Source organism: Neisseria sp. P0001.S005 (assembly GCF_051963715.1).
Genome location: NZ_JBQCTZ010000602.1, coordinates 1 through 453, shown reverse-complemented (window position 1 = coordinate 453; position 453 = coordinate 1). Strand labels below are relative to the sequence as shown.

Below are 453 nucleotides of genomic sequence, written 5' to 3'. Positions count from 1 at the left end.
CGAATGGCAAAACAGCAACAAAAACAAATAAAAACTTGCATAACCCGTGTGAAATATCCTAAAATTAGCGGTTTCTATATATCCGCATTTTTCAAAAGGACTCAAAATGGTAGTTATCCGTTTGGCTCGCGGCGGCTCAAAACACCGCCCTTTCTTCAACGTAGTCGTAACTGACTCTCGCAACCGTCGTGACGGCCGCTTCATCGAGCGCGTAGGTTTCTACAACCCCGTTGCCAACGAAAAACAAGAACGCGTACGTTTCGACGCAGACCGCATCAACCACTGGGTTGCTCAAGGCGCAAAAGTTAGCGACGCAGTTGCCAAACTGATTAAAGAGCAAAAAATCGCTGCTTAATCAGCCAAAACGACCATGACAGACACTCAAAAACGGGTAGCCATGGGCTACATCAAAGGCGTATTCGGCATTAAAGGCTGGCTTAAAATTGCCGCCAA

Annotated in this window: 1 protein-coding gene and 1 pseudogene; both read left to right on the top strand. The window is 46.6% G+C overall.

Going from position 1 to position 453, the window contains the following annotated elements:
- Positions 1-106 precede the first annotated feature (106 nt).
- Complete coding sequence (gene rpsP / locus ACTHSP_RS21925; RefSeq protein WP_003684452.1) at positions 107-355, top strand: 30S ribosomal protein S16; 249 nt, start codon at positions 107-109, stop codon at positions 353-355.
- Between the two features lie 15 nt (positions 356-370).
- Positions 371-453: pseudogene (locus ACTHSP_RS21920) on the top strand (ribosome maturation factor RimM); the annotation flags it as partial.